The following is a 21,548-nucleotide window of genomic DNA, read 5'->3' on the forward strand; positions in this document are numbered from 1 at the left end:
GTTTCGTTGACGTTCTTCACGTGGTTCCAGAGCTGGTTGCGGCTTTGAGGGTCGAGGCCGAGGGTCGGTTCGTCGAGAAAGAGAATGCGCGGAGTGTGCAGGAAGCCGCGCGCGATTTCGAGGCGGCGCTTCATACCGCCGGAGAATTTCTTGGCCTGCTCGTCCTTGCGCTCCCAGAGCTCGAAGAGCTTGAGCAGCTCCTCGCTGCGCTGGCGGCGGATTTTGCTCGGGACGTGATAGAGGACGCCGTGCAGCTCCATGTTTTCCCATGCCGTGAGCTCGCCGTCGAGGCTGGGATCCTGAAAGACGATGCCGAAGCGCTGGCGCACCTGATTATGGTGTGTTTTGGGGTTTAGGCCATCGAGTGTAATGCTGCCGCTTGTGGGCTGGAGCAGCGTGGTAAGCATTTTGATGGTGGTGGTTTTTCCGGCTCCGTTGGGACCGAGGAAGGCGAAGATCTCGCCTTCTGCGACATCGAATGAGACATCATTCACAGCGGTGAAGGAGCCGAAGGTCTTGACGAGATTCTGAACACGGATCACGCAGACGACCTCCTGGAGAATAAAGTCAATACTGAACTAAACCGTTCAGTATTGTCAAGGTACGGGGTATGTGGTTTAAAGCTTGGAGTTGGTGACGGTGTCGACGAAGTATTGATGGACGCGGCGGTCGGCGGAGAGCTCGGGATGGAAGGTGGCGGCGAGGATGCGGCCCTGGCGGACGAGGACAGGAAAGCCGTCGCGGCGGGCGAGGATTTCGACTTCTGGGCCGGTTTCAACGATACGCGGGGCGCGGATGAAGACCATTTCGAGCAGCTCGGGGCCTAGCTCAGTGGGAGCAGTGAGGATGGAGGAGTCGATCTGGCGGCCATAGGCATTGCGCTCGACGACGGCGTCGAGGAGACCGAGGCTGACTTGTGCGGGATGGCGGACTTCGCGGGCGATCAGGATTGCGCCGGCGCAGGTGCCGAAGACGGGTTTCTGAGCGGCGAATTCCTTGAGGGCGTTGAGGAAGTTGCCGCGCTCCAGGAATTTAAGCATGGTGGTGGATTCGCCGCCTGGGAGGATGAGAGCGTCTGCGTTGGCGAGCTCTTCAGGCTTGCGGATCTCGATGGCTTCTGCGCCGGATTCGGTTAGTGCCTGGGCGTGGGCGGAGTAGTCGCCCTGGATGGCGAGGACGCCGATGCGGGGATGTGTGGCTGGAGATTGTTCGTATAAAGAGTTCATTGGAGGACTAGAACCATTCTATCTGCTCAATAAATTCAGTGCCTTTAGTTTACTGATATTCCCTTGACGATATATGTAAGATAGTACATAGTAGATGCATGGCATGGGAAGTCGAATTCACGGACGAATTCGGAAAGTGGTGGGATGAGCTATCTGTTAACGAGCAAAACAGCGTCGCGGATGGCGTTTACCTCGTGCAAGAGTTTGGGCCAGCGCTCACCCGCCCACACGCTGATACGGTTCGCGGGTCTCAGTATCCCAATATGCGCGAGTTACGAATCCAGCATCAGGGCCGACCTTATCGTGTTCTCTATGTTTTTGACCCGCGCCGTGTAGGTGTTCTGCTTATCGGAGGCGATAAAACAGGAAACAACCGTTGGTACGAAGAGTTTGTTCCAATGGTCGACGGAATTTACGCGCAGCATCTGCGCGAGATCAAGGAGTAAGGACATGGCACATAAGTGGTCTGAATTGGAAGCCAAAATGGGACCGGAGAGGGTAGCCGCTTCCCGCCTCCGCGCCAAGAAGCTCATTGAGGAGATGCCGCTGCAACAGGTCCGCAACGCTCGCCGGATGACGCAGACGCGGCTGGCCGAGTTGCTGGAGATGGATCAGGGCAATATCTCCAAGCTGGAGCAGCGCACCGATATGTACCTGAGCACACTGCGCAGCTATGTGGAAGCGATGGGCGGGGAGTTGGAGATTCGCGCGGTTTTTCCCGACGGGGATGTGAAGATTGATTTGCTGAATAAGCTGTCGTCGTAAGGAACATTCCGTCATGTGACCGGCATCCGTTGCAGCAAAGAAGATCGGGGACGCGATGCGTCCCCGGTTCTTGACTCTGCCACAAATATAACGCCGGCCAGCGGGAGGCCCGTATTGTTGCGAGCGGCACGAATGGCGCGAAGCGCAGTTGCCTGGACGGCGAGTCCTCACCAGCCGCGGGTTTGGAGGAGGTCGCGCTCTTCGATGGCTGCGGCGGCCAGGCCCTTCATGGTGCCGGTGACCTGCTCGCTGGCGTCGGCAACGATCTTCGGGTCGTTGTAGTGGGTGGTGGCGATGACGATGGCCTTGGCGCGGGAGACGGCTTCGGCGCGCTCCTCTTTGGCCTTATCTACTGCCTTCTCAAATTCAAGCTGACTGTCGAACTTACTGCGATCCTTGTGGATTTCGACATCGAGCGGGGTGGCGCGTTCCTTCATGAAGATGCCTGAGCCGACGAAGACGGCTTCGGCGCCGAGTTGCATCATGAGGGCTGCGTCTGCCGGGGTGGCGATGCCGCCGGCGGAGAAGTTGGGTACGGGAAGCTTGCCGAGCTGCGCAACGATGCGGACGAGCTCATAGGGAGCCTGGTGTTCCTTGGCGGCGTGATAGAGCTCCTGCTCGCTGAGGACGGTGAGAGCCTTCATCTCTTTTACGATCTGGCGCATGTGCTGGACGGCGTGGACGACGTCGCCGGTGCCGGCTTCGCCCTTGGTGCGGATCATGGCCGCGCCTTCGGCGATGCGGCGGAGGGCTTCGCCGAGATTGCGCGCGCCGCAGACGAAGGGAGTCTTGAAGGCGTGCTTGTCGATGTGGTGCGTCTCGTCGGCGGGGGTGAGGACTTCGGATTCGTCGATGAAGTCGACGCCGAGCTCCTGCAGGATCTGTGCTTCGGCGAAGTGGCCGATGCGGGCCTTGGCCATGACGGGGATGGAGACGGTAGAGATGATCTCTTTGATGAGCCTGGGGCTGGCCATGCGGGCCACGCCGCCTTCAGCGCGGATCATCGCGGGAACGCGCTCGAGCGCCATGACGGAGGTTGCACCGGCTTCTTCAGCGATGCGGGCCTGCTCGACGTTCATGACGTCCATGATGACGCCGCCTTTGAGCATCTCGGCGAGGCCGATTTTTAGGCGGAGGCTGGTGGAGGTAAGGGCTTTGTTTCCGTTCTGTTCTGACATAACTTTGGACCTCGCGGGGTCATTGCCAGCGTCACTTTGTGGTGAGAATTTGGCAATGAGAATGCACTTACCAGTGTAGCAGCGAATGAAGTTGGGGTGGTCCGGAGCGCACGCCTTAAACCTTTCTAATCTTTCTGTCCCCAAACTGGTCACCTTTCTGCAATAAGGCAGGACGTGGCTACCCAAACCAATTCGCAAACCAATTCGCACACCAATTTGAAGAATGTCACGCAAAGGCCTGCGCTGAGTGCCGCGCAGAGTTCCGTGGACGAGATTCCGCTTGCAGCCAAGTTTGATACGGCGGCGCTGAGCGCGGGCGTGAAGGCCGTCCTGGGGAAGGATGCCGCTGCCGAAGGTGCGGACGCATCGACAGCGGCGGAGGCGAAGGAAGAGGCGGGCTCCGCGCTGATGGCTTCTACCGCGGCTCTCGATGCGGCGGAAGAAACAGGGCTGGTCGAGCTGCATAGCGTAGAGGCGCGGCTTCCGGTGCAGCTCGTCGTGGGGATTCCGATCCGGGATTTCCGCGTGAAGAACCTGCTGATGCTGGAGCGGGGATCGCTGATCGAATCGGGCTGGGAGCCTGGCGAGGATGTGCCGGTAGCGAGCGGCCCGGTGCAGTTGGCCTGGAGCGCGTTTGAAGTGGTGGATACGCAGCTTGCGGTGCGCCTGACGCGTTTAACCTGACGCGCCTGACCTGATGCAACGGAATTGAAGGCAATTTCCTGACCCCGTACGACAGACCCTGCCAAGCAAGAGCAGGACCAGAAACGGAGCAGAGTGTGAACTGGAAGCATGTGAGGAAGACAGAAAAAGCTGAGCCCGGCGGCCTGGCGGTATGGCTGCTTGAGAAGTGGCGCAGCGCCCGGAACGGCCTGGCATTGCGCGGGCTGGGCAGGCAGGCTCCAAGGCTGGCGCTGGTGGAGCGGATCACGCTGGCTCCCAAGCAGACGCTGGCGCTGGTGGAAGCTGAGGGCAGGCGCTTTCTGGTAGCGAGCTCGGCCGAGGGCGCGCCGGCGTTTTATCCGCTGGAGAGCGGACCCCGCGACAACGGACACAGTTTCGTGAGAACTCGCGGCGTGAAGGCGAGGGTCTCATGGTAGTTCACCTTGTTCTGAATCATGTTGTTCTTGATCTAGCCGCGGGCGCAGCGCAAGCCGCGCCGATGATTCCGGATCTCAATCAGAAGCTGCATCCGTCGGATTCGACCCCGTGGACGATTGTCTTTGTTCTGACGTTGATTGCGCTTCTGCCTTCCATCCTGATGGCGATGACGCCGCTGGTGCGGCTGCTGGTGGTCTTTCACTTTCTGCGCCAGGCGCTGGGCACGCAGACGGCTCCATCGAACACGACGCTGCTGGGACTGGGACTGATGATGACGTGGTTCCTGATGACGCCGGTGTTGATGCAGGTGGACCAGCAGGCTGTGGAGCCCTATCGCAATGGTCAGATTACGGGCATGGAGGCGATCGACAAGGGCGCGCAGCCGGTGAAGCACTTCATGTTGAAATACGCTCGCGAGAAGGACCTGACGCTGTTTACGGCGGCTGGACAGGTGCCCAGGCCGAATACAGCCGACGATCTGCCGATGCGCGTGGTGATTCCGGCTTACATTCTGTCGGAGTTAAAGGCGGGTTTTGCGATCGGCGCGGTACTGTTCCTGCCGTTCCTGCTGATCGACATGGTGACGGCGGCGATTACGACTTCGATTGGCATGTTTCAACTGCCGCCGGTGGTGGTTTCGACACCGCTGAAGATTCTGCTCTTCGTGATGGTGGATGGGTGGAATCTGCTGGCGGGATCGCTGCTAAAAAGTTTCTAAAACGCTCTTCGGGTTCTCAAGCAGAAATGCTGTTGAGTTTTTAAGGAGATGAACAGATGACGCCCGATTTGGTTTCCGAACTGATGCGGCACCTGCTGCGCGAAGCGATGATTCTGGCCGCTCCGATTCTGCTGGCCACGGCGCTCTTGAGTTTTCTGCTGAGCCTGGTGCAGACGCTGACGAGCTTGCAGGATCAGTCACTGACCTCGGTGCCGCGATTGCTTGCGGTGACGACGATTCTGCTGGTGGGCATGCCGTGGTTTGTGGAGCGGATGGTGACGTACACGCGAACGCTGCTGGGAGACTTCCATCGGTATGTGGGATGAAGGGACAGCTTTTAGCTCGATGGTGGGGAACTGGCGGGAGTGCTATCCCACCCTGGCGACAAAAAGCAAAGACGCCGCATGGATGGGGCACCCGGCTTAGGTACGAGAACGAACAAGTTAACAGCTAAAAGCTGATAGCTGATTTTCAGGAGATTTTTTGACCGATTGGGCACATTTTCTGAGCGCGCTGATGTTGGCGCTGGTGCGGGTGAGCGGAATGGTGGCCTTTGCGCCGTTCTTCTCCTCAAACGCGCTGCCGGCGCGCGCCAAGGCGGCTTTTGTGCTGGCAGTGAGCTACCTGCTGGCTCCGCTGGTGGCGGCCTTGCCCAATGCGAAGGTGGAGATCAGCTACGAGGGGCTGATCGGCGAGGTGGGAGTGGGGATTCTGTACGGGCTGACGCTGGCGCTGTTGAACGAGATGATGATGTTTGCCGGACAGATCCTGGGTGCGCAACTGAGTTTCTCGCTGGTGAATCTGCTCGATCCCTCCTCTCCGATCCAGACGCCGCTGCTGGGCGATCTCTTTCAACTGATGGGCACGCTGGTGCTGATTACGGCGGGGCTGGACAGGATTCTGCTGGCTTCGATGATACGGAGCTTTCATGCGGTGCCGCTGGGCGGATTCGTTCTATCGCAGGGTGGAGTGCTTGGAGTGGTGAAGGCCGCAAGCGGAGTCTTTCTGGCGGCGGTGGAGCTGTCCGCGCCGGTGATGGCGGCGACGCTGCTGGTGGAGGTGACGGTTGCGCTGCTGGGCAAGATCAGCCCGCAGCTTCCGGTAATGTCGTTGACGGTTCCGATCAAGACGCTGGCGGGTTTTGTGGTGCTGGCGGGCTCGCTGGCGGTGTGGCCGCGGTTTATCGGGGCGCGTTTCGCGGGATTGCTCGACCTGGCGCAGGCGCTGATTGCAAACGGGGGGAAGGGTTAGTCGATGGCCGGAGAGCGCACAGAACAGGCAACACAGCACCGCAGGGAAAAGGCGCGGCAGCAGGGCGACATTCTGCACAGCCGCGAGCTGACCAGCGCGACTGCCACGCTGGCCGGGGCGATGATGCTTGGCGCGATGGGAACGCGGTCGATGGTTGTATGGCGCGGCACATTTGCGGGGTTTATGTCGCTGGGCGAGGTGCGGCACTGGGAGCCGACGGAGATGCTGCCGACGCTATTTGCTGTGCGAAGGCTGTCGCTGGACCTGCTTTCGCCGGTGGCGATGCTGATGGTGGCTGTGGCCGCGGCGGCGCTGGCGGCGGCGGTGCTGCAGACAGGCGGAATTCAGGTGCATCCGCAGGCTTTGGGCTTTAAGCTCGATCGGCTGAACCCGTTGACGAACGCGCAGAATCTCTTCACGCTGCGCGCGGTGGCGAGGCTGGGGAAGTCGCTGATTCCGGCTGCGCTGCTGATGGTCTTTGCGGTGCAGCGGATCGGGCACGAGATGCAGATGCCTCCGTTTTCGATGGAACGGATCGAGGCCGTGGGCGGCGATGTGTATGGGCTGCTGCTGGCCGCGGCGTGGCTGCTCTTTGGCTGGGCGGCGGTGGACTATGCGGTGGAATGGCAGAGCCGCGAGAACCGGCTGAAGATGTCCAAGCAGGACATGCGCGAAGAGCACAAGGAGACCGAGGGCTCGCCGCAGATCAAGAGCAGGATTCGCAGCCTGCAGCGGCAGATGCGCCGCAGGCGGGTGAAGGAAGATGTGGCGCGCGCGGCGGTGGTGCTGACCAATCCGACGCACTATGCGGTGGCGCTGGGATTCGACTTCGGCACGATGGAGGCGCCGAAGGTGCTGGCCAAGGGAAGGAATCTGCTGGCTGAGGAGATCAAGGCGGAAGCGCGATGGGCTGGGGTTCCGGTGATTGAGAATCCGCCGCTGGCGCGGAGCCTGTATCGCTCAGTGGAGGTTGGCCAGTCGATTCCGGTGGATCTTTACCAGGCGGTGGCCTCGATTCTGGCCTGGCTCTACAAGCAGAGAGTGGAGCAGGAGCTGCGAGAGAAGAAGTATCGCGAGGCCCAGGCGAAGGCTGCCAGGGCCACGGCGCAGCAGGCGGCACAGACTGCGCATTCGTTGAGAAACATGGGGGCAAACCTGCCCCGGAGAGAGATGCGATGAGCACGAGTGCGATGACAGGGACGCAGGCCAAGGGCTCCGGCGTAACAGTGACGAATCCGGCGCAGGCGCTGGCCGGATTTCTGGGCCGGTTTAAAGACTATCTGCTGCCGCTGGCGGCGATCAGCGTGATCTTCGTCATGCTGGTGCCGCTGCCTGCCGTGGCGCTGGATATGTTGCTGGCGCTTTCGATGGCGGCGTCGATGATTGTCTTTCTTTCGGCGGTACAGATTCGCCGCGCTGTTGAGATGAGCGTCTTTCCGACGCTGCTGCTGCTGCTGACGCTGTTCCGGCTGTCTCTGAATATCGCGTCCAGCCGAAGGATTCTGCTGCACGGCTCGGAAGGCACGGCGGCGGCGGGCAACGTGATCGAGGCCTTCGGACAGTTTGTGGTGGGCGGCAATTACGTGGTGGGCTTTGTGCTGTTTCTCGCGCTGATTGCGATTCAGTTCCTGGTGGTTTCGCACGGCGCGGTGAGAACGGCGGAGGTGACGGCGAGGTTTACGCTCGATGCGCTGCCGGGCAAGCAGATGGCGATCGATGCCGACATGAATGCCGGATTGATCGATGAGGCCGAGGCGCGGCGGAGACGGCAGGCGATTGCGCGCGAGGCCGAGTTCTACGGCGCGATGGATGGCGCGGCGCGATTCAATCAGCGCGATTCACTGGCCACGATTCTGATTACGGCGATCAACATTATTGCCGGCCTGTTGATCGGCACACTGCAGCAGGGCGTGAGCCTGGGCGATGCGGTCAAGACTTACACGATTCTCACGGTGGGCGATGGACTGGTGACGATGATTCCGTCGCTGCTGGTCTCGGTGGCGGGCGGCATCGTGCTGACCAGGGCGAACTCGGCGGGAATGCTGGGCGGCGAGATTCGCGAACAGTTGCTGGCGCGGCCCGCGACCTTGTATCTGGCCGGAACGGTGACGGCGGCGCTGTGCCTGATTCCAGGGTTGCCGAAGCTCTCCTTCCTGCTGGTTTCAACTGCGCTCTTTGTGGGCGGACGAATGGTCTCGAAGAAGGCGGCGACGGTGGCAGCTCCCGTGGGGGCGCCGTCGGAGACCAAGAAGAGTGCGCAGACGGCGGAGATTGCGTCGCTGCTGAAGCTCGAAGAGCTGACGCTTGAGATTGGATTCCAGTTGATTCCGCTGGTGGATGAGAAGCAGGGCGGGCAACTGTTGAACCGCGTGCGGACGCTCAGGCGGCATCTTTCGGCAGAGCTTGGTTTTCTGATTCCGCCGGTACATATCTCGGACAATCTCCGGCTGAGGCCGCGGGAGTATGTGGTCTCGCTGCGGGGAATGGAGATTGGACGCTGGCAGACCGAGGGACCGCAACTGCTGGCGGTGTCGGGCGAATCGAACCGCAGGTCTCTGCCTGGACGCGAGACGAGGGAGCCGGCCTTCGGGGTTTCGGCGATCTGGATCGCGCCGCAGATGGAGGAGCAGGCGATTGCGGCGGGCTACTCGGTGGTGAACGCCGCGACGGTGATGACCACGCACCTGGGCGAACTGATTCGCGGACATGCATGGGAGCTGCTGGGACGGGCGGAGATCAAGCGGTTGACGGATGGGTTGAACGAATCGCATCCGCGGCTGATGGAAGAGCTGGTGCCAAAGCTGCTGACGCTGGGCGAGGTGGGCCGGGTGCTGGAGCAACTGTTGCGCGAGCGGGTTTCGATTCGCGACCTGGGATCGATTCTCGAAGCGTTGATCGAGATGGCTCCGGTGAACAAATCGACCGAGGTGCTGGTGGAAGCGGCGCGGCAGAAGATGGGCCGCAGACTGGTGCAGCCGCTGCTCGACGCCGATGGTCAACTGCCGGTGATGCTGCTCGATGGACAACTGGAGGACGAGATTCTGGCGACGGTTTCGCCCGATCCTTCGGGACGAATGCTGGCCGCCTCTGGCGCGGCGGGAACGCCGCTGGTCCGGCGGCTGGCCGATTCTGTGAAATCGCTTATCGGCGGCTCGTCTCCTTCGGCCCCGCCGGTGCTGTTATGTCCTTCGCCCGCCCGTTACTACGTGCGGCGGTGGCTGGAACCACTTTTCCCCAGGCTCCCGGTGATTGCGGCGGCGGAGATTCCGCCGGAGATCCGGCTGAGGCCGGTGGGCACAGTTCGTTAAGACAGATCTGTCAGAACAGATCGATGGAGGCGGGCTCATGGCGGGCCTGCAAGCAGGGAATCGGCAAGGCATTTCTGAAGAAGTAAGGCGGAGCAGATGCTGGAAACGGCGGGAACGACGTCAGGTACGGCCGAGGGCCGGATGCAGCAACAGGAACAGGCGCCCACAGGCTGGTATCCGGTGGCGGGGATCAGCGCGAATGGCGCGGGGATGACGCCGGAGCAGGAGCGTGTGCTTCTCGAACACCTTCCGGTGGTCCGGTTTCTGGCAAGACGGATTCATGAGCGGCTTCCGCAGCATGTGGAGATCGAAGACCTGATCTCGGCCGGCGTGGTGGGGCTGATGGACGCCTTCGCCAAGTTCGACCCGGATAAGAAGGTGCAGTTCCGCAGCTATGCGCAGTTCCGGATTCGCGGCGCGATTCTGGACAGCCTGCGGACGCTGGACTGGAGTCCGCGCGAGTTGCGGCGCAAGGGCCGGGCGGTGGAAGAGGCGATCCGGGTGCTGACCAGCCGGCTGGGACGGGCTCCGAGCGAGAGCGAGGTGGCGGCGGAGATGTCAATCTCGCTGGACGACTATCAGCAACTGCTGGGGGATCTGAAGGGCCTGGAGATTGGGACGCTGCATGTGGAGCGGAATGAGGATTCGGGCGATGAGGAGCTGGCTTATGTACCGGGAAGTCCGGAGGAAGACCCGCTCTTCCGTTGTCTGAGGGGCGAGCTCGAAGGCCGGCTGGCGGAGGCGATTTCGAAGCTGCCGGAGCGGGAGCGGCTGGTGATGACCCTCTACTACTACGAGGAGATGACGATGCGCGAGATTGGTCTGGCTCTGGGGGTGGTGGAGTCGCGGGTTTCGCAGGTGCATGCCTCAGCGGTGGCGCGGTTGCGGGCTTCGCTGAAGGACCTGGCCTCGAAGGGCGTGTTTGAGAAGAAGAGAAAGAAAGCAAGATTGACGGAAAAGTGATTGACGGAAAAGTGACGGACAGAGCAGGCAGGACAGGGCAAGGACAGAAAGGAGTAGCTCACGATGGAGAAGATGCTCAAGCAGGATGAGATCGATGCGCTCTTTGAAGCAGCGCGAGCGCAGGCGGCGGCCGAATCCGAGGGCGCTACAGTGCAGCCCGAGGTGAAGACGCGGGTGGTTCCGTTCAGCTTTTCAACGGCGGGACAGATTTCAAACGATCAGCTCAGGGCGATCAGCATTCTGAACGATCTGTTCGCGCGCAACCTGACGCACAACCTGGCGGCATGGTTGAGGACACGCTTTCATGTGAGCCTTGTCTCCGCCGAACAGATTCCGTTTAACGATTTTCTGCTGCGGATTCCTGAAGTGAACTATATGGCGGCGGTGCGCCTGGAGCCGCTAGGCTCGCTGAGCCTGATCCAGATGGAGATGGGGCTGGTGCCGCCGATCATCGACCTGCTGCTGGGCGGGGAGGGCCGCGAGGGCGCGTTGCGCGAGCTGACGGATATTGAGGAATCGATCCTGGCGAGCGTGGTGGAGATTGTCTGCCGCGAGCTGTCGATGGCCTGGCAGCCGGTGGGCCTGAGCTTCAACTTCGAACGGCGGCAGATGCAGACGCAGGCGGCGCGCATCATGCCGGTGAATGAGAAGACGCTCTGCCTGAGCTTCGAGATCCGCATGCCGCATGGCTCGGGATTGCTGAACCTGGCATTTCCGGCGGTGGTGGCGAATACGGTTCTGCGCAGATTGACCTCGGACTGGGGCAAGAGCCGGCGGCATGCGCCGGAGGTGCGGGCGCGGATGGAGGCGTCGTCCAAAAAGATCGCATTCGGAGGATCGCTGCAACTGCCTTCGGTACGGGTACCTCTCAAGACGATTGAGACGATGGAGCCGGGAACGGTGATCCGGTTCAATATTCCCTCCGACACGGCGCCGGAGTGGCGCGTGGGAGGCCAGTTGCTGGCCACAGCGGAGGCGATTCGGCAAGGCACACGGCGCGCGGCGCGCATGGAACGCCGCAAGGAGGAAGTGGGGGCATGAAGACATTTCTCGATTGCTGGATTGGAGCGGCAAGCGCGCTGTTGACGCAGGCGCTGGCCGGAGAGCCGGAGTTTACCGAATCGCTGCCGAAGCCGCTGGCGGGCGGCTCTTTCGGATTTGCGGTAACCGTTACAGGAGAAAAGGAGGGACGGTTCGCAGTTGTACTGGACGCCGGGGTCCTGGAGGTTCCGCTGCTGGGCGAAGGCGTGGATCAGAAGAGCGCCTGGGGCGAGCTGCTGAAAGAGATCACGGAATCGGCCGCCGGGGAGCTGTTGGCGGAGTCCGGACTGAAGGTGACGTTAGGGAAGCTGGAGGAGATTGTTGCGGAGAACAAGATCTCGCGTGCCTTTGAGCTGAAGACGAGTTTGGGGAGCTGGATGGTTCTGGTGCGCGACGATGTGCATGCGGCCAAAAAGGCTGAGGCAGGAAAGACGGAAACGGGGAAGGCCGAGGCGGCCGGAAAAACGACGAAGACGGCCGCGGGGCGCACGCCTGTGGCCGCCGGAGTTGCGCCGGGAATTGATTTGCTGCTGGATGTGGAGCTTGAGGCTACGCTGCGTTTCGGGAGCCGGGAGCTGCCGCTGGGCGAGCTGCTGGAGCTGGGGCCGGGCGATGTGGTGCAACTGGACCGGCATATCTCCGATCCTGTGGATCTGATCATCGCCGACAAGATTGTGGCGCGTGGAGACGTGGTGCTGGTGAATGGCAACTTTGGCCTGCGGGTGACCGAAGTTGCGGAGCCGCGGCGGCGGTTGGAGACGATTCGATGCCTCTTCTAAATCGACGGAACGCGTGGGAGAACGATCCTGAGTGGAGCTTGCAGACGGGCCGCGGTGGACTCCGGAATCTGGATCAAAATCTGGATCCGCATGCGGCGGAGGCGATTCTGCGCCGTGTGGTGGAGCGGGAGGCTCCGGGGAAGCGAACGGTTTCCACCGGGGAAGGCAAGCGCGGCGGACTGACGCAGAGCTGCGCCAATCCGCAGTGCCGGACTGGCTGGATGCAGCTTTGGCGGAACCGGAGCGGGCCGGTCTTTGAGGGCGGCTGGAGCTGTTCGCCGGCCTGCATGGAGGCGCGGGTGCGGACCGCTGTGGCGCGGGAGAACAAGGGCCGCGCGGCGGCGAAGGAGCCTTACCGTCACCGGATTCCGCTGGGGCTGCTGATGCTTGAGAAGGGGTGGATCACGGAGACACAACTGCGCGGCGCCGTGGCGAGCCAGAAGCAGCACGGCGGGCGGCTGGGGGGATGGCTGGTGCGGCAACAGGGAGTGAGCGAGGATCTGGTGACGCGCGCTTTGGCTCTCCAATGGAGCTGCCCGGTGCTGCCGACATCTGCGCAGGATCCGGAAGGGCTGGCTCAGTTTGTTCCACGGCTCTTTGTGGACGCCTTTGGCGCGGTACCGCTGCGGCTGGCGGCGGGAAAGGTGTTGTACCTGGGCTTTGAGGACCGGCTGGACCCGGTGCTGGCCAGGGCGATTGAGCGGATGACGGGGCTGCGCGTGGAATGCGGCGTGGTGGCGGATGCGGATTTCGGCAGAGCGCATGAGCGCGCTCTGCGGACGAAGTATCCATCGGTGGAGCTGGTGGAAGCCGTGAGCGAGGAGATGCTGGCGCGGGCTATGGCGAGGGCGGTTGAAAAGGTTGGCCCGGCGGAGGCGCGGCTGGTTCGGGTGCATGACTTTCTGTGGCTGCGCATGCTGCGCAAGGCAGAGCCGGAAGCGGGAATTTTCTCTGAGACGGGGACTGTGGAGGATGTGATCGGCACGGTTGGCGGATAAAGGGCTGAGCCCGATGAGGGGCTGTTTCTGAAAGCGCGGGGGAGGGTTCAAGAAGCTGCGCAGGGGGCCGATAAAGAGGTCAGGAGCGGGAAGGAAGCCTGGGCATGAGCGAGATACGCACGCTGATTGTGGATGACTCTTCCGTGATGCGGAAGATTGTGGAGAGGGCGCTGCGGCAGGCAGGGCTCGACACGCTGGTGGTGCATGAGGCCAGCAGCGGAGCCGAGGGGCTGGAGGTGCTGAAGGATCAGCCCGTGGACATTATTCTCTCCGATATCAACATGCCGGTGATGGATGGCCTGGAGTTTCTGCGGCAACTGAAGGTGCAGAATCTGGCTGTGGGTGTGCCGGTGATCATGATTACCACCGAATCGAGCGAGGAGCATGTGAAGCAGGCGATCCTGGCCGGCGCGGTGGGCTATATCCGGAAGCCGTTTACGGCCGAGCAGGTGAAGGAGCGGGTTCTGCCGCTGCTGAACGCGGCCTGAGCGTTGAGGTCAGCCGTGCCGGCTGGAAACAGGAAGGCGCCGGCTTGATCTGCGGGTGCATGGATTGCCGGAGCCGTCCGGTGCGAGCGAGAGAGGGTAGAGAGGATATGGGCGTGTCGTTGCGTGAGTCCGTGGAGCTGATCGCGGATCCCAGAAATCTGGATGCAGGCGTGGAAGAGGTCTTTCAGACGATGATGGGCGGCACGTGCCTGCGCGAGAAGGATCTCGCAATGCCCTACACGCCGGAGTCGGTTACGGCGGTGGTGGGATTTGGAGGGCTCTTCAGTGGCGCATGCGTGCTGCGTTCGAGTGCGGAGACGGCGCAACTGCTGGCAGAACGAATGACGGGCATGGAGTTTGCGGAGGTGGACGATACGGTGAGGGACGCCTTCGGCGAGATATGCAACATGCTGGCGGGAGCATGGAAGAGCCGTGTGCCCAAGCTGGCCGGGCACTGCGGGCTTTCCGTGCCGGCGGTAATTACGGGGCGGGATTACAACATTCACGTGCAAACGCCGGAGTTCCGGGTGCATCACTTCTTCAGCTTTGACGACGCGCGCTTTGACGTGACGATCATCTGCGATGGATTGAGATAGAAGTTTTTCGACGTATCTGTAACGACCTTGCAGTTCCTTTTCTCCCCGGCGTGCCCTCACACGCGCCGGGGAATTTTTTTGAGGCAGGGATCAGGGGTCAGGGGTCAGAGATCAGAGATCAGGGGTCAGGGGTCAGGGGGCAGGGGGCAGGGGGCAGTCCATTTGCTTCGAGGCACAACGTCGTTTCAATAGGATGCGAAAAATCGAAGAGGGCAACTCTTTACATACATGCCTTTCTGATCTCTGACCCCTGATCCCTGATCTCTAGTTTTTCTAATTTTCCCTGCATACATTTCGGCCATTGATCTGCACATCTTCTGCACGAACAGGAGAGTGTGCGGATGGGTAGCGGGTACTATGCGGCATTGACGGGATTGGTAGCGCGCACGCAGGCGCTCGATACCGCGGCGGGCAACCTGGCCAATGCGCAGACGCCGGGTTACAGAGCCGAGCGCGAGTATTTTCGCTCCGTATTACTGGGTCAGGACGCGCTGGACTCGCAGTTGGGCCACACGGTGAACAACTTTGGCCTGCTGGGCGGCGACATGCTGAACATGGGCCAGGGCGCTCTCAACCAGACGGGCAATCCACTCGATCTGGCAATCGAGGGACAGGGATTTTTTGAGATTCAGACTGCCAATGGCGTGCGCTTTACGCGCGATGGCAGCTTTCACCGCTCGGGGAACGGCACACTGGTGACCGGGCGCGGCGAACCGGTGCTGGATGCGAACGGCAAGCCGATCGTGATGCCTCCGGGCGAGGTTTCAATCGGCGCCAATGGCGCGGTCTCGGTGGCCGGCGGCACGGTGGCGACACTCGGCGTGGTCAGCTTTGCTCCCGGCGTGCAACTCAAGGCCGAGGGTACGAATCGCTACGCTGCGCCCGAGGGCGCGAAGGGGACGCAGTCGAAGGATGCCACGGTGCATCAGGGAACAATCGAGGCCGCCAACCAGGATGTGATTCAGGGGACGCTGGATCTGATTGTCATGCAGCGCCAGGCCGAGATGATGCAGAAGGCGCTGACGACCTTTCATACGGAGTTCAACAAGTTTGCAACCGAGGATCTGCCGAAGGTTTAAAGGCAGGGATCAGAGAACAGGGATCAGGGATCGGAAAAACTGATTCCATAAGACAACAAGTTAAGCAGGGACTGAGATTTCTAACCCGGGAGCTTGGGCAGAGGCAGGCATCAGCGAGAAATTCCTGATCCCTGATCCCTGATCCCTGTTCCCTCTCAAGGAGACACATGATTCGGGCACTGTATACAGCAGCGAGCGGCATGAGCGCGCAGGAGTTGAATCTGGACACGATTGCCAACAACCTGGCTAACTCCGCGACGACAGGCTTCAGGCAGTTGCGCCTGCAGTTTCAAGACATGGTTTACCAGAACCTGGTGACGCCGGGCGCGGCGCAGAGCCAGTCGACAGTCTCAGCGGGATTGCAGATCGGACTGGGCACGAAGTCGGCGGCGACAGAAGTCATCAACACGCAGGGCTCGTTGAACGAGACCGACAATCCGCTCGATATGGCGATTGAAGGCAACGGCTTCTTCCAGGTGCAGCGCCCCGACGGAACGATTTCGTACACGCGCGCGGGCCAGTTTCAGCTCAACAGCCAGGGCACGATTGTGACCGCCGAAGGCGATCCGGTCATTCCCACGATCACCATTCCGGCGACGGCGACGGCGATCACGATTACGCAGTACGGCGTGGTGAATGCGACGATGCCGGGACAAAGCAATCCCTCGCAGCTTGGCCAGATTCAACTGGCGACCTTTCCGAATCCCGGCGGCCTTGAAAACATGGGCGGCAATTATCTGGATCAGACCTTGAGCTCGGGCGATCCGGTGCTGGGCAATCCGGGCGGCGCGGAAGGCGTTGGCACGCTGCAGCAGGGGTATCTCGAAAACTCCAATGTGGATGTGGTGACCGAGTTTGTGCAGATGGTGCTGGCGCAGCGGGCCTATGAATCGAACTCGAAGGTGGTCAAGGCCGCCGACGACATGTATTCCCAAGTCAACAACATGACGCGGTAAGCGAGAGAGCAGATGAGCTTTTCCACGCGAATTCGCCGCTGGCTCAGGGTTGCCGGCCTTGCCGCCACAGCGGCGGTACTGACCTGCGAGCTTGCGGCGCAGGGGGGCGCTGCCGGGGGACGGATCGTGAGTGAAATTACAGATCCGGGCACCGGGGCGCGCTGGGTGCTGATGCGCGATGTGGAGCATCCTGCGGCGCCGGCCTACTGGTTGCTGGCCGAAGCGGGCAAGCAAAGAGCGGCTGGAGCGGGCGCGAAAGCAACTGAGCGGAATCTGGTTATTCGCGCCGGAGACAAGATCGTGGTGGAAGAGCAGACGGCTGTGATGAGCGCGTGGCTGGAAGCGACGGCTCTGACGAGTGCGGGGTCCGGCGGCGAGTTGCGGGCCAGGCTCGCGATCGGCGGAAGGGTTATGGCGGTGCGGGCGATTGCGCCGAAGACAGCGGAGATGGAAGAGGAGACGCGGCGATGAGCGAAGTGGTGGCAAGACCGTACCGGAGATTTGCCATAGCGATCTTCCTGTGGAGCTTATGCGGGGCGCTGCCGGTCTTTGGCGGGCCGAAGAAGAATCCCTTCTCGCAGGATACGAAGACGTCGCTGCCGGAAGAAGCCCTGAAGACTTATGTGCAGCGGGTGCGGGCGCAGCAGGCTGCCGAGACGCATGAGGTGGGTTCGCTGTGGGCGCCATCCGGGCAACTGGTGCGGCTGGGCACGGATGTGAAGGCCTACCGGCTGCACGATGTGCTTTCCGTGGTGGTGGCCGAAAGTTTGACGGCGGAGACCGACGGCGGCGTAAAGAACGCGCGAGCCTCGAGTGCGAACTCCGGACTGACTTCGCTCTTTGGAGCGCTGAAGACGAGCAACGCGCTGCAGAATCTTGTGGGCATGAGCGCCGCTTCGGGCTTGAACGCGACAGGGCAGAGCACGACGGATTCAAGCCTGTTGACGACCTTTGGCGCCGAGGTAATCGATGTGCTGCCGAACGGAATGCTGGTGGTGCAGGCGACGCGCGAGCTGACCTTCTCGCAGCAGACGCAGTTGATCAAGCTGCGCGGGCTGGTGCGGCCGGAGGACGTGAGCGCGCAGAACCAGGTGCTTTCGACGGCGATGACGGATCTTGAGCTTGAGGTGACGGGCAAGGGCATCGTGAACGATACGACGTACCGGCAGAATCCAATCGTGCGGTGGCTGGAAAAGATCTTGATCTTCTGATCGATTGCGATCGGAAGACGGGACTAAGGGACTAGGGGACTGGAGCGCGTGATGAAGCGGAAACAAATGCTGTACCTGGTTCTGTCAGGAGCGCTGTGTTCTGCGGCATGGACTCAGGCAGAATCGCAGCGGGCGCGGGTGAAGGACATTGCCTCGATCGAGGGCATCCGCGACAACCAGCTTGTGGGCTATGGGCTGGTGGTGGGATTGCGCGGCAGCGGCGATTCGCAGCAGACGGTCTTTCCGGCGCAGACATTGATTTCGGCGCTGCAGAAGATGGGCGTGACGGTGCCGGCCTCAGGTGGTACGCAGTCTGCGCAGAATATGCAGATTCGCAATATGGCGGCGGTCTTTGTGGTGGCGACGATGCCGCCTTTCAGCCGGTCGGGTTCAAAGATTGACATTACCGTTTCTTCGGCAGGCGATGCGCGTTCGCTCGAAGGCGGCGTGCTATTGATGACGCCGCTTTACGGGCCGGACGGGCAGATCTACGCGCAGGCGCAGGGCGCGCTGGTGCTGGGCGGCTATACCGTCGCGGCGGCGGGCAATGTCCGGCAACTGAACCATCCGACGACGGCGCGGATTCCATCGGGGGCTCTGGTGGAACGCGCGGTGCCTTTTGAGTTGAACCAGTTGAAGACCGTGGACGTGGTGCTGAACGATGCGGATTTTCATACCTCGGAGCGCATGGCGGCGTCGATCAACAAGGCTCTGGGAAGTTCGCGTGCGAAGGCTATCGACAGCCGGCAGGTGGAGATTACGCCCCGGCCGGAAGAGGACCGCGCTGCGCTTCTGGATGCGATCGAGGCTGTGGAGGTGGATGTCTCGCCGCGGGCCAGGGTGGTGGTGAATGAGCGGACAGGAACTGTTGTGATTGGAGGCATGGTGAGGCTGCAGCCTGTCTCGATTCTGCACGGCGGGCTGGTGGTGAATGTGGTCTCGGAGCCGATGGTTTCGCAGCCGAATCCCTTTGGCCAGGGAACGACGGAAGTGGTGAACAAGACTACGGTGGAGGCGCAGGACAAGCCGGTCAACCGGATCGATCTGAAGCAGGGCGCGACGGTGGAGGACCTGGTGCAGGAGCTGCAGCGGACCGGCGCCGGGGCGCGCGATGTGATCTCGATTCTGCAGGCGATGAAACAGGCCGGAGCGCTTGAGGCCGATCTGGAGGTGTTGTGATGCAGATTGCGGCGCAGCAGCATCTGGAGCCGGTGCATAGCGCCATGCCGGCAGCTTCTGGAATGGTTGGCGGCCATGCCGGCATGAATGCAGGCTCGGCTCAGCCGCGGCTGGTCAAGGCGGCGCATGAGTTTGAGGCGCAACTGATGAAGGAGCTGATGAAGCCGCTGACGAGCGGAGGAGCGCCGGGCGATGACGAGGACGACGATCAGGGAAGCGGGCTGGGGGCTGAACTTGGGGCTGGATTCGGTTCCGGGGGAGCGCTGAGCGAATACGCGTCGGAGTCTCTGGCGCAGGCGTTGAGCCTGCAGGGCGGCTTTGGAATTGCGGACAAGATTATCAAGCAGCTTTCCCACCGCGATCTTTCCCACGAAGGGAATGAAACCGAAGCAGCACGCGCTGCCGGGAATGAACGCGACAAGACAAAGATAAAGCCGCTGAAATGACTTCAGTGATTGGACCGGCGCGCCGATGAGTGGGACCAGATAGACGGAAGACGGGGAGACTGCGATGGTGTGGAGCAATAACAGCAGCCTGAGTGCGGGTTTGAATCCCGGAGTAACAGAGCCGAGGCCGGCGCAGCAGTATGGGCGAGTGGCGCAGGATCATCCGGGAGAAACCTCCGCTCTTGATTCGGACTGGGCAACGCTGAGCACGGCTGGAAGCCAGGCGGCGCAGGGCACGGACGAGAGCGGTGTGCGCGATGACAAGGTTGCCACGGTGCGGGCGGCGCTGACAGCGGGAACATATATGGTTCCGGCTGCGCAGGTGGCGCAGCGCGCGATTGGCGCCATGCTGGGGCTGGGCGTGTAACTGAGTGCGCAATTTTGCGAGCGAGAACAACAGCAAAGTCAACCGGGCCGGCGGGGCCGGCGAGGAAGCGACAGAGGGCCGAGATGGGGGCGCAAAAGGGGAAGGCACAACCGCAGATGAAGGAACTTGTACGCGAGGCATCGGCAGCGCTGGCGCGGCTGGATGCGGAGCGGCTGGAGGAGCTGGCGCGATGCTGCCAGGCGCTTAACCGGGATTTGCGTAAAAAGCCGGATGCGCACGAGGGAGCGGCGCTGACGGCGCAGGCGCGTGAGGCGGCGGGGGAGTTCGTGGTTTTTACGAGAGTGCTGGAGGCAACGCGGGCGAATCTCGATGTGATGATGCATCTGCGTGCCTTTCAGCAGGAACAACTGGAGTATGGCGGACAGGCGCGGGCACGTCACTGGGCCCGCCAGGAGGCGAGCGATGGGAACAATTAATTCGGCATTCAATATCATTTCCGGCGCGCTTGACGCGGATCAGGCCGCGCTTGGCGTGATTGCCAACAACGTAGCCAACGCGAATACGACGGGATACACCGAGGAAACGGCGACTTTTCAGGAGAACTCGCCGGTCACGATCAATGGCGCGAACTTTGGCGACGGCGTGACGGAAACCGGCGCGGAGTCTATGCGGGACCGCGTGCTGGAGGGACGGATTGACCAGCAGCAGCAACTGGAGTCGTCTTCATCGGCGCGCCTGACGGCTCTGAACACGATGCAGTCGCTGTTCACGCCGGACTCGGGCTCATCGAGTTCCGAGGCTGGGGACATTGGCAACGACATTACGAATTTCTACGACGCATTTTCAAGCCTTGAATCCAATGCGACGAGCAATTCGCTGCGGCAGGAGGTTCTGAGTTCTGCGCAGACGCTTACTTCGGATGTATCGAATGCCGCAAATGGGCTTGGCCAGCAGCAACAGGCGCTGGACCAGGAGGCGACTTCTGTTGTGGGCCAGGTCAATTCGCTTTCGACCGCGCTTGCGCAGTTGAATCAGCAGATCATGTCGACTTCGCCGGACGCGGATGCGGGAACGCTGGAGGATCAGCGGCAATCGGATCTGAGCCAGTTGTCGCAACTGGTCGGCATCAACCAGATCACGACGGCGAACAACGGTCTGACGATTACGACGACCTCCGGGCAGGTTCTTGTTTCGCAGAATACGAGCAACCAGATCACGATGGGCAAGGTGAACGGCGTGACGCACTTCTTTGTGGGCACGACGGATGCGACAAGCGATCTGGCAAGCGGCGGCGGAGAGCTGGGCGGCGACCTGACGGCGCGGGACCAGGACATTCCTACGGCGCTTTCGGCGCTGGACAACCTGGCCTTCACGATTGCGACCACGGTGAATTCACAGCAGGCCCAGGGAACGGACTTCGACGGAAATACCGGCGCCGATATCTTTGCCGAGCCCACGCAGGTGGCGGGCAGCGCGCAGTCCATGTCGGTTGTGATGACGGATCCCAATGGAATTGCGGCGGCTGCCGCGGGCGCCGGCGCGAGTTCGGGAGATGACTCAAATGCCGTGTCGCTTTCGGCACTGCAGACCACAGTGCAGTCACAACTCAACGGTCAGGATCCGAATAGCTTCTATTCGGATTTTGTGACGCAGCTTGGTTCGACGATCTCCGAGGTGCAGACGGAGAACACGGCGCAGAGCGCATCTGTAACGCAGCTTACAACGCAGCGAAATTCGCTTTCCGAGGTGAACCTGAATAACGAGGCGTCTTCGCTGACGAATATGCAACGGAGTTACCAGGCGGCGAGCCAATTTTTCACCATTCTGGACTCGGTGATGGCTTCCGCGCTGAATCTTGGCGAAGAGACGGCAGTGTCGTAAGAGAGCCCGAACGGCGAACGAGAGAACGGCAAGAGACAACCGGAAGAGGAGAGCGA

At 61.5% G+C, this 21,548-nt stretch carries 27 protein-coding genes; 24 read left to right on the top strand and 3 right to left on the bottom strand.

What is annotated here, in order from left to right:
- A partial coding sequence (locus ABSG47_RS07485) for an ATP-binding cassette domain-containing protein (RefSeq protein ID WP_424168421.1) occupies positions 1–542 on the bottom strand: 542 nt, incomplete at its 3' end.
- 75 nt (positions 543–617) lie between these two features.
- Positions 618–1,226 (bottom strand): pyridoxal 5'-phosphate synthase glutaminase subunit PdxT, encoded by a 609-nt coding sequence (pdxT, locus tag ABSG47_RS07490; RefSeq protein WP_424168424.1) that lies wholly within the window; start codon positions 1,224–1,226, stop codon positions 618–620.
- A 98-nt stretch (positions 1,227–1,324) separates the two neighbouring features.
- Between pdxT and ABSG47_RS07495 the strand changes: the two genes are divergently transcribed.
- Positions 1,325–1,672, top strand: coding sequence for a type II toxin-antitoxin system RelE/ParE family toxin (locus tag ABSG47_RS07495; RefSeq protein WP_424168426.1), 348 nt, complete (start codon positions 1,325–1,327; stop codon positions 1,670–1,672).
- A gap of 4 nt (positions 1,673–1,676) precedes the next feature.
- Entirely contained in the window at positions 1,677–1,991 is a 315-nt protein-coding gene (locus ABSG47_RS07500; RefSeq protein WP_424168429.1) for an XRE family transcriptional regulator, read from the top strand.
- A gap of 167 nt (positions 1,992–2,158) precedes the next feature.
- On the opposite strand, the gene pdxS is transcribed toward ABSG47_RS07500, so the two are convergent.
- Positions 2,159–3,169: a pyridoxal 5'-phosphate synthase lyase subunit PdxS gene (gene pdxS / locus ABSG47_RS07505; protein WP_424168431.1), complete on the bottom strand. Its 1,011-nt coding sequence runs from the start codon at positions 3,167–3,169 to the stop codon at positions 2,159–2,161.
- A 174-nt stretch (positions 3,170–3,343) separates the two neighbouring features.
- Here pdxS and ABSG47_RS07510 point away from each other — a divergent pair, with 174 nt between their 5' ends.
- The 22 genes from ABSG47_RS07510 to flgK all read left to right on the top strand — a co-directional run bounded on the left by ABSG47_RS07510 (position 3,344) and on the right by flgK (position 21,492).
- A complete protein-coding gene (locus ABSG47_RS07510; RefSeq protein ID WP_424168434.1) occupies positions 3,344–3,853 on the top strand; it encodes a FliM/FliN family flagellar motor switch protein in 510 nt (169 codons plus the stop codon).
- A gap of 95 nt (positions 3,854–3,948) precedes the next feature.
- The gene (locus ABSG47_RS07515) at positions 3,949–4,269 is read left to right on the top strand and encodes a flagellar biosynthetic protein FliO (protein WP_424168437.1); all 321 of its coding nucleotides are present in this window, start codon (positions 3,949–3,951) and stop codon (positions 4,267–4,269) included.
- Positions 4,263–4,988 carry a flagellar type III secretion system pore protein FliP gene (gene fliP / locus ABSG47_RS07520; protein ID WP_424168440.1) on the top strand — a complete coding sequence of 242 codons (726 nt, stop codon included), beginning with the start codon at positions 4,263–4,265 and terminating at the stop codon, positions 4,986–4,988. The genes ABSG47_RS07515 and fliP overlap by 7 nt, the downstream gene beginning before the upstream one ends.
- A 56-nt stretch (positions 4,989–5,044) precedes the next feature.
- The gene (locus tag ABSG47_RS07525) at positions 5,045–5,314 is read left to right on the top strand and encodes a flagellar biosynthetic protein FliQ (RefSeq protein WP_424168442.1); all 270 of its coding nucleotides are present in this window, start codon (positions 5,045–5,047) and stop codon (positions 5,312–5,314) included.
- A 157-nt stretch (positions 5,315–5,471) separates the two neighbouring features.
- Positions 5,472–6,239, top strand: coding sequence for a flagellar biosynthetic protein FliR (locus tag ABSG47_RS07530; RefSeq protein ID WP_424168445.1), 768 nt, complete (start codon positions 5,472–5,474; stop codon positions 6,237–6,239).
- Between the two features lie 3 nt (positions 6,240–6,242).
- Complete coding sequence (locus ABSG47_RS07535; protein ID WP_424168448.1) at positions 6,243–7,418, top strand: EscU/YscU/HrcU family type III secretion system export apparatus switch protein; 1,176 nt, start codon at positions 6,243–6,245, stop codon at positions 7,416–7,418.
- Positions 7,415–9,547 (top strand): flagellar biosynthesis protein FlhA, encoded by a 2,133-nt coding sequence (locus ABSG47_RS07540; protein ID WP_424168450.1) that lies wholly within the window; start codon positions 7,415–7,417, stop codon positions 9,545–9,547. Before ABSG47_RS07535 ends, ABSG47_RS07540 begins: the two co-directional genes overlap by 4 nt.
- Before the next feature lie 96 nt (positions 9,548–9,643).
- Positions 9,644–10,510: a FliA/WhiG family RNA polymerase sigma factor gene (locus tag ABSG47_RS07545; protein ID WP_424168452.1), complete on the top strand. Its 867-nt coding sequence runs from the start codon at positions 9,644–9,646 to the stop codon at positions 10,508–10,510.
- A gap of 63 nt (positions 10,511–10,573) precedes the next feature.
- A complete protein-coding gene (locus tag ABSG47_RS07550) occupies positions 10,574–11,551 on the top strand; it encodes a flagellar motor switch protein FliM (RefSeq protein WP_424168454.1) in 978 nt (325 codons plus the stop codon).
- Positions 11,548–12,330, top strand: a complete 783-nt coding sequence (locus ABSG47_RS07555) for a FliM/FliN family flagellar motor switch protein (RefSeq protein ID WP_424168457.1) — start codon at positions 11,548–11,550, stop codon at positions 12,328–12,330. The genes ABSG47_RS07550 and ABSG47_RS07555 overlap by 4 nt, the downstream gene beginning before the upstream one ends.
- Positions 12,318–13,328 carry a cyclic di-GMP-binding domain-containing protein, MshE-related gene (locus ABSG47_RS07560; protein ID WP_424168459.1) on the top strand — a complete coding sequence of 337 codons (1,011 nt, stop codon included), beginning with the start codon at positions 12,318–12,320 and terminating at the stop codon, positions 13,326–13,328. Before ABSG47_RS07555 ends, ABSG47_RS07560 begins: the two co-directional genes overlap by 13 nt.
- Before the next feature lie 104 nt (positions 13,329–13,432).
- On the top strand, positions 13,433–13,816 hold the full coding sequence (locus ABSG47_RS07565) for a response regulator (protein WP_424168461.1): 384 nt from the start codon (positions 13,433–13,435) through the stop codon (positions 13,814–13,816).
- Between the two features lie 113 nt (positions 13,817–13,929).
- Entirely contained in the window at positions 13,930–14,412 is a 483-nt protein-coding gene (locus tag ABSG47_RS07570) for a chemotaxis protein CheX (RefSeq protein ID WP_424168464.1), read from the top strand.
- Positions 14,413–14,753: 341 nt separating this feature from the next.
- Positions 14,754–15,491, top strand: a complete 738-nt coding sequence (locus ABSG47_RS07575) for a flagellar hook-basal body protein (RefSeq protein WP_424168466.1) — start codon at positions 14,754–14,756, stop codon at positions 15,489–15,491.
- 167 nt (positions 15,492–15,658) lie between these two features.
- Positions 15,659–16,447, top strand: a complete 789-nt coding sequence (gene flgG / locus ABSG47_RS07580) for a flagellar basal-body rod protein FlgG (RefSeq protein ID WP_424168468.1) — start codon at positions 15,659–15,661, stop codon at positions 16,445–16,447.
- Between the two features lie 12 nt (positions 16,448–16,459).
- On the top strand, positions 16,460–16,918 hold the full coding sequence (locus ABSG47_RS07585) for a hypothetical protein (RefSeq protein WP_424168470.1): 459 nt from the start codon (positions 16,460–16,462) through the stop codon (positions 16,916–16,918).
- Positions 16,915–17,658, top strand: coding sequence for a flagellar basal body L-ring protein FlgH (locus ABSG47_RS07590; protein WP_424168472.1), 744 nt, complete (start codon positions 16,915–16,917; stop codon positions 17,656–17,658). Before ABSG47_RS07585 ends, ABSG47_RS07590 begins: the two co-directional genes overlap by 4 nt.
- 51 nt (positions 17,659–17,709) lie before the next feature.
- The gene (locus tag ABSG47_RS07595; protein WP_424168474.1) at positions 17,710–18,837 is read left to right on the top strand and encodes a flagellar basal body P-ring protein FlgI; all 1,128 of its coding nucleotides are present in this window, start codon (positions 17,710–17,712) and stop codon (positions 18,835–18,837) included.
- A complete protein-coding gene (locus ABSG47_RS07600; RefSeq protein WP_424168476.1) occupies positions 18,834–19,283 on the top strand; it encodes a hypothetical protein in 450 nt (149 codons plus the stop codon). Before ABSG47_RS07595 ends, ABSG47_RS07600 begins: the two co-directional genes overlap by 4 nt.
- Before the next feature lie 64 nt (positions 19,284–19,347).
- Positions 19,348–19,650 (top strand): flagellar biosynthesis anti-sigma factor FlgM, encoded by a 303-nt coding sequence (locus ABSG47_RS07605; RefSeq protein WP_424168478.1) that lies wholly within the window; start codon positions 19,348–19,350, stop codon positions 19,648–19,650.
- Positions 19,651–19,766: 116 nt separating this feature from the next.
- Positions 19,767–20,087: a hypothetical protein gene (locus ABSG47_RS07610; RefSeq protein ID WP_424168480.1), complete on the top strand. Its 321-nt coding sequence runs from the start codon at positions 19,767–19,769 to the stop codon at positions 20,085–20,087.
- Positions 20,074–21,492 carry a flagellar hook-associated protein FlgK gene (flgK, locus tag ABSG47_RS07615; protein WP_424168481.1) on the top strand — a complete coding sequence of 473 codons (1,419 nt, stop codon included), beginning with the start codon at positions 20,074–20,076 and terminating at the stop codon, positions 21,490–21,492. The genes ABSG47_RS07610 and flgK overlap by 14 nt, the downstream gene beginning before the upstream one ends.
- Positions 21,493–21,548: the final 56 nt, after the last annotated feature.

The sequence above is a fragment of the Occallatibacter sp. genome (genome assembly GCF_049510455.1).
Classification (GTDB): Bacteria; Acidobacteriota; Terriglobia; order Terriglobales; family Acidobacteriaceae; genus Telmatobacter.

Excerpts from the sequence above, each read along its gene's own strand:
- ABSG47_RS07605 (WP_424168478.1), top strand. The coding sequence starts at position 19,348 with ATGGTGTGGAGCAATAACAGCAGCCTGAGTGCGGGTTTGAATCCCGGA.
- ABSG47_RS07610 (WP_424168480.1), top strand. The coding sequence starts at position 19,767 with ATGAAGGAACTTGTACGCGAGGCATCGGCAGCGCTGGCGCGGCTGGAT.
- ABSG47_RS07560 (WP_424168459.1), top strand. The coding sequence starts at position 12,318 with ATGCCTCTTCTAAATCGACGGAACGCGTGGGAGAACGATCCTGAGTGG.
- ABSG47_RS07535 (WP_424168448.1), top strand. The coding sequence starts at position 6,243 with ATGGCCGGAGAGCGCACAGAACAGGCAACACAGCACCGCAGGGAAAAG.
- ABSG47_RS07585 (WP_424168470.1), top strand. The coding sequence starts at position 16,460 with ATGAGCTTTTCCACGCGAATTCGCCGCTGGCTCAGGGTTGCCGGCCTT.
- ABSG47_RS07565 (WP_424168461.1), top strand. The coding sequence starts at position 13,433 with ATGAGCGAGATACGCACGCTGATTGTGGATGACTCTTCCGTGATGCGG.
- flgG (WP_424168468.1), top strand. The coding sequence starts at position 15,659 with ATGATTCGGGCACTGTATACAGCAGCGAGCGGCATGAGCGCGCAGGAG.
- ABSG47_RS07550 (WP_424168454.1), top strand. The coding sequence starts at position 10,574 with ATGGAGAAGATGCTCAAGCAGGATGAGATCGATGCGCTCTTTGAAGCA.
- fliP (WP_424168440.1), top strand. The coding sequence starts at position 4,263 with ATGGTAGTTCACCTTGTTCTGAATCATGTTGTTCTTGATCTAGCCGCG.
- pdxS (WP_424168431.1), bottom strand. The coding sequence starts at position 3,169 with ATGTCAGAACAGAACGGAAACAAAGCCCTTACCTCCACCAGCCTCCGC.
- ABSG47_RS07545 (WP_424168452.1), top strand. The coding sequence starts at position 9,644 with ATGCTGGAAACGGCGGGAACGACGTCAGGTACGGCCGAGGGCCGGATG.
- ABSG47_RS07590 (WP_424168472.1), top strand. The coding sequence starts at position 16,915 with ATGAGCGAAGTGGTGGCAAGACCGTACCGGAGATTTGCCATAGCGATC.
- ABSG47_RS07540 (WP_424168450.1), top strand. The coding sequence starts at position 7,415 with ATGAGCACGAGTGCGATGACAGGGACGCAGGCCAAGGGCTCCGGCGTA.
- pdxT (WP_424168424.1), bottom strand. The coding sequence starts at position 1,226 with ATGAACTCTTTATACGAACAATCTCCAGCCACACATCCCCGCATCGGC.
- ABSG47_RS07500 (WP_424168429.1), top strand. The coding sequence starts at position 1,677 with ATGGCACATAAGTGGTCTGAATTGGAAGCCAAAATGGGACCGGAGAGG.
- ABSG47_RS07555 (WP_424168457.1), top strand. The coding sequence starts at position 11,548 with ATGAAGACATTTCTCGATTGCTGGATTGGAGCGGCAAGCGCGCTGTTG.
- ABSG47_RS07595 (WP_424168474.1), top strand. The coding sequence starts at position 17,710 with ATGAAGCGGAAACAAATGCTGTACCTGGTTCTGTCAGGAGCGCTGTGT.
- flgK (WP_424168481.1), top strand. The coding sequence starts at position 20,074 with ATGGGAACAATTAATTCGGCATTCAATATCATTTCCGGCGCGCTTGAC.
- ABSG47_RS07525 (WP_424168442.1), top strand. The coding sequence starts at position 5,045 with ATGACGCCCGATTTGGTTTCCGAACTGATGCGGCACCTGCTGCGCGAA.
- ABSG47_RS07495 (WP_424168426.1), top strand. The coding sequence starts at position 1,325 with ATGGCATGGGAAGTCGAATTCACGGACGAATTCGGAAAGTGGTGGGAT.
- ABSG47_RS07575 (WP_424168466.1), top strand. The coding sequence starts at position 14,754 with ATGGGTAGCGGGTACTATGCGGCATTGACGGGATTGGTAGCGCGCACG.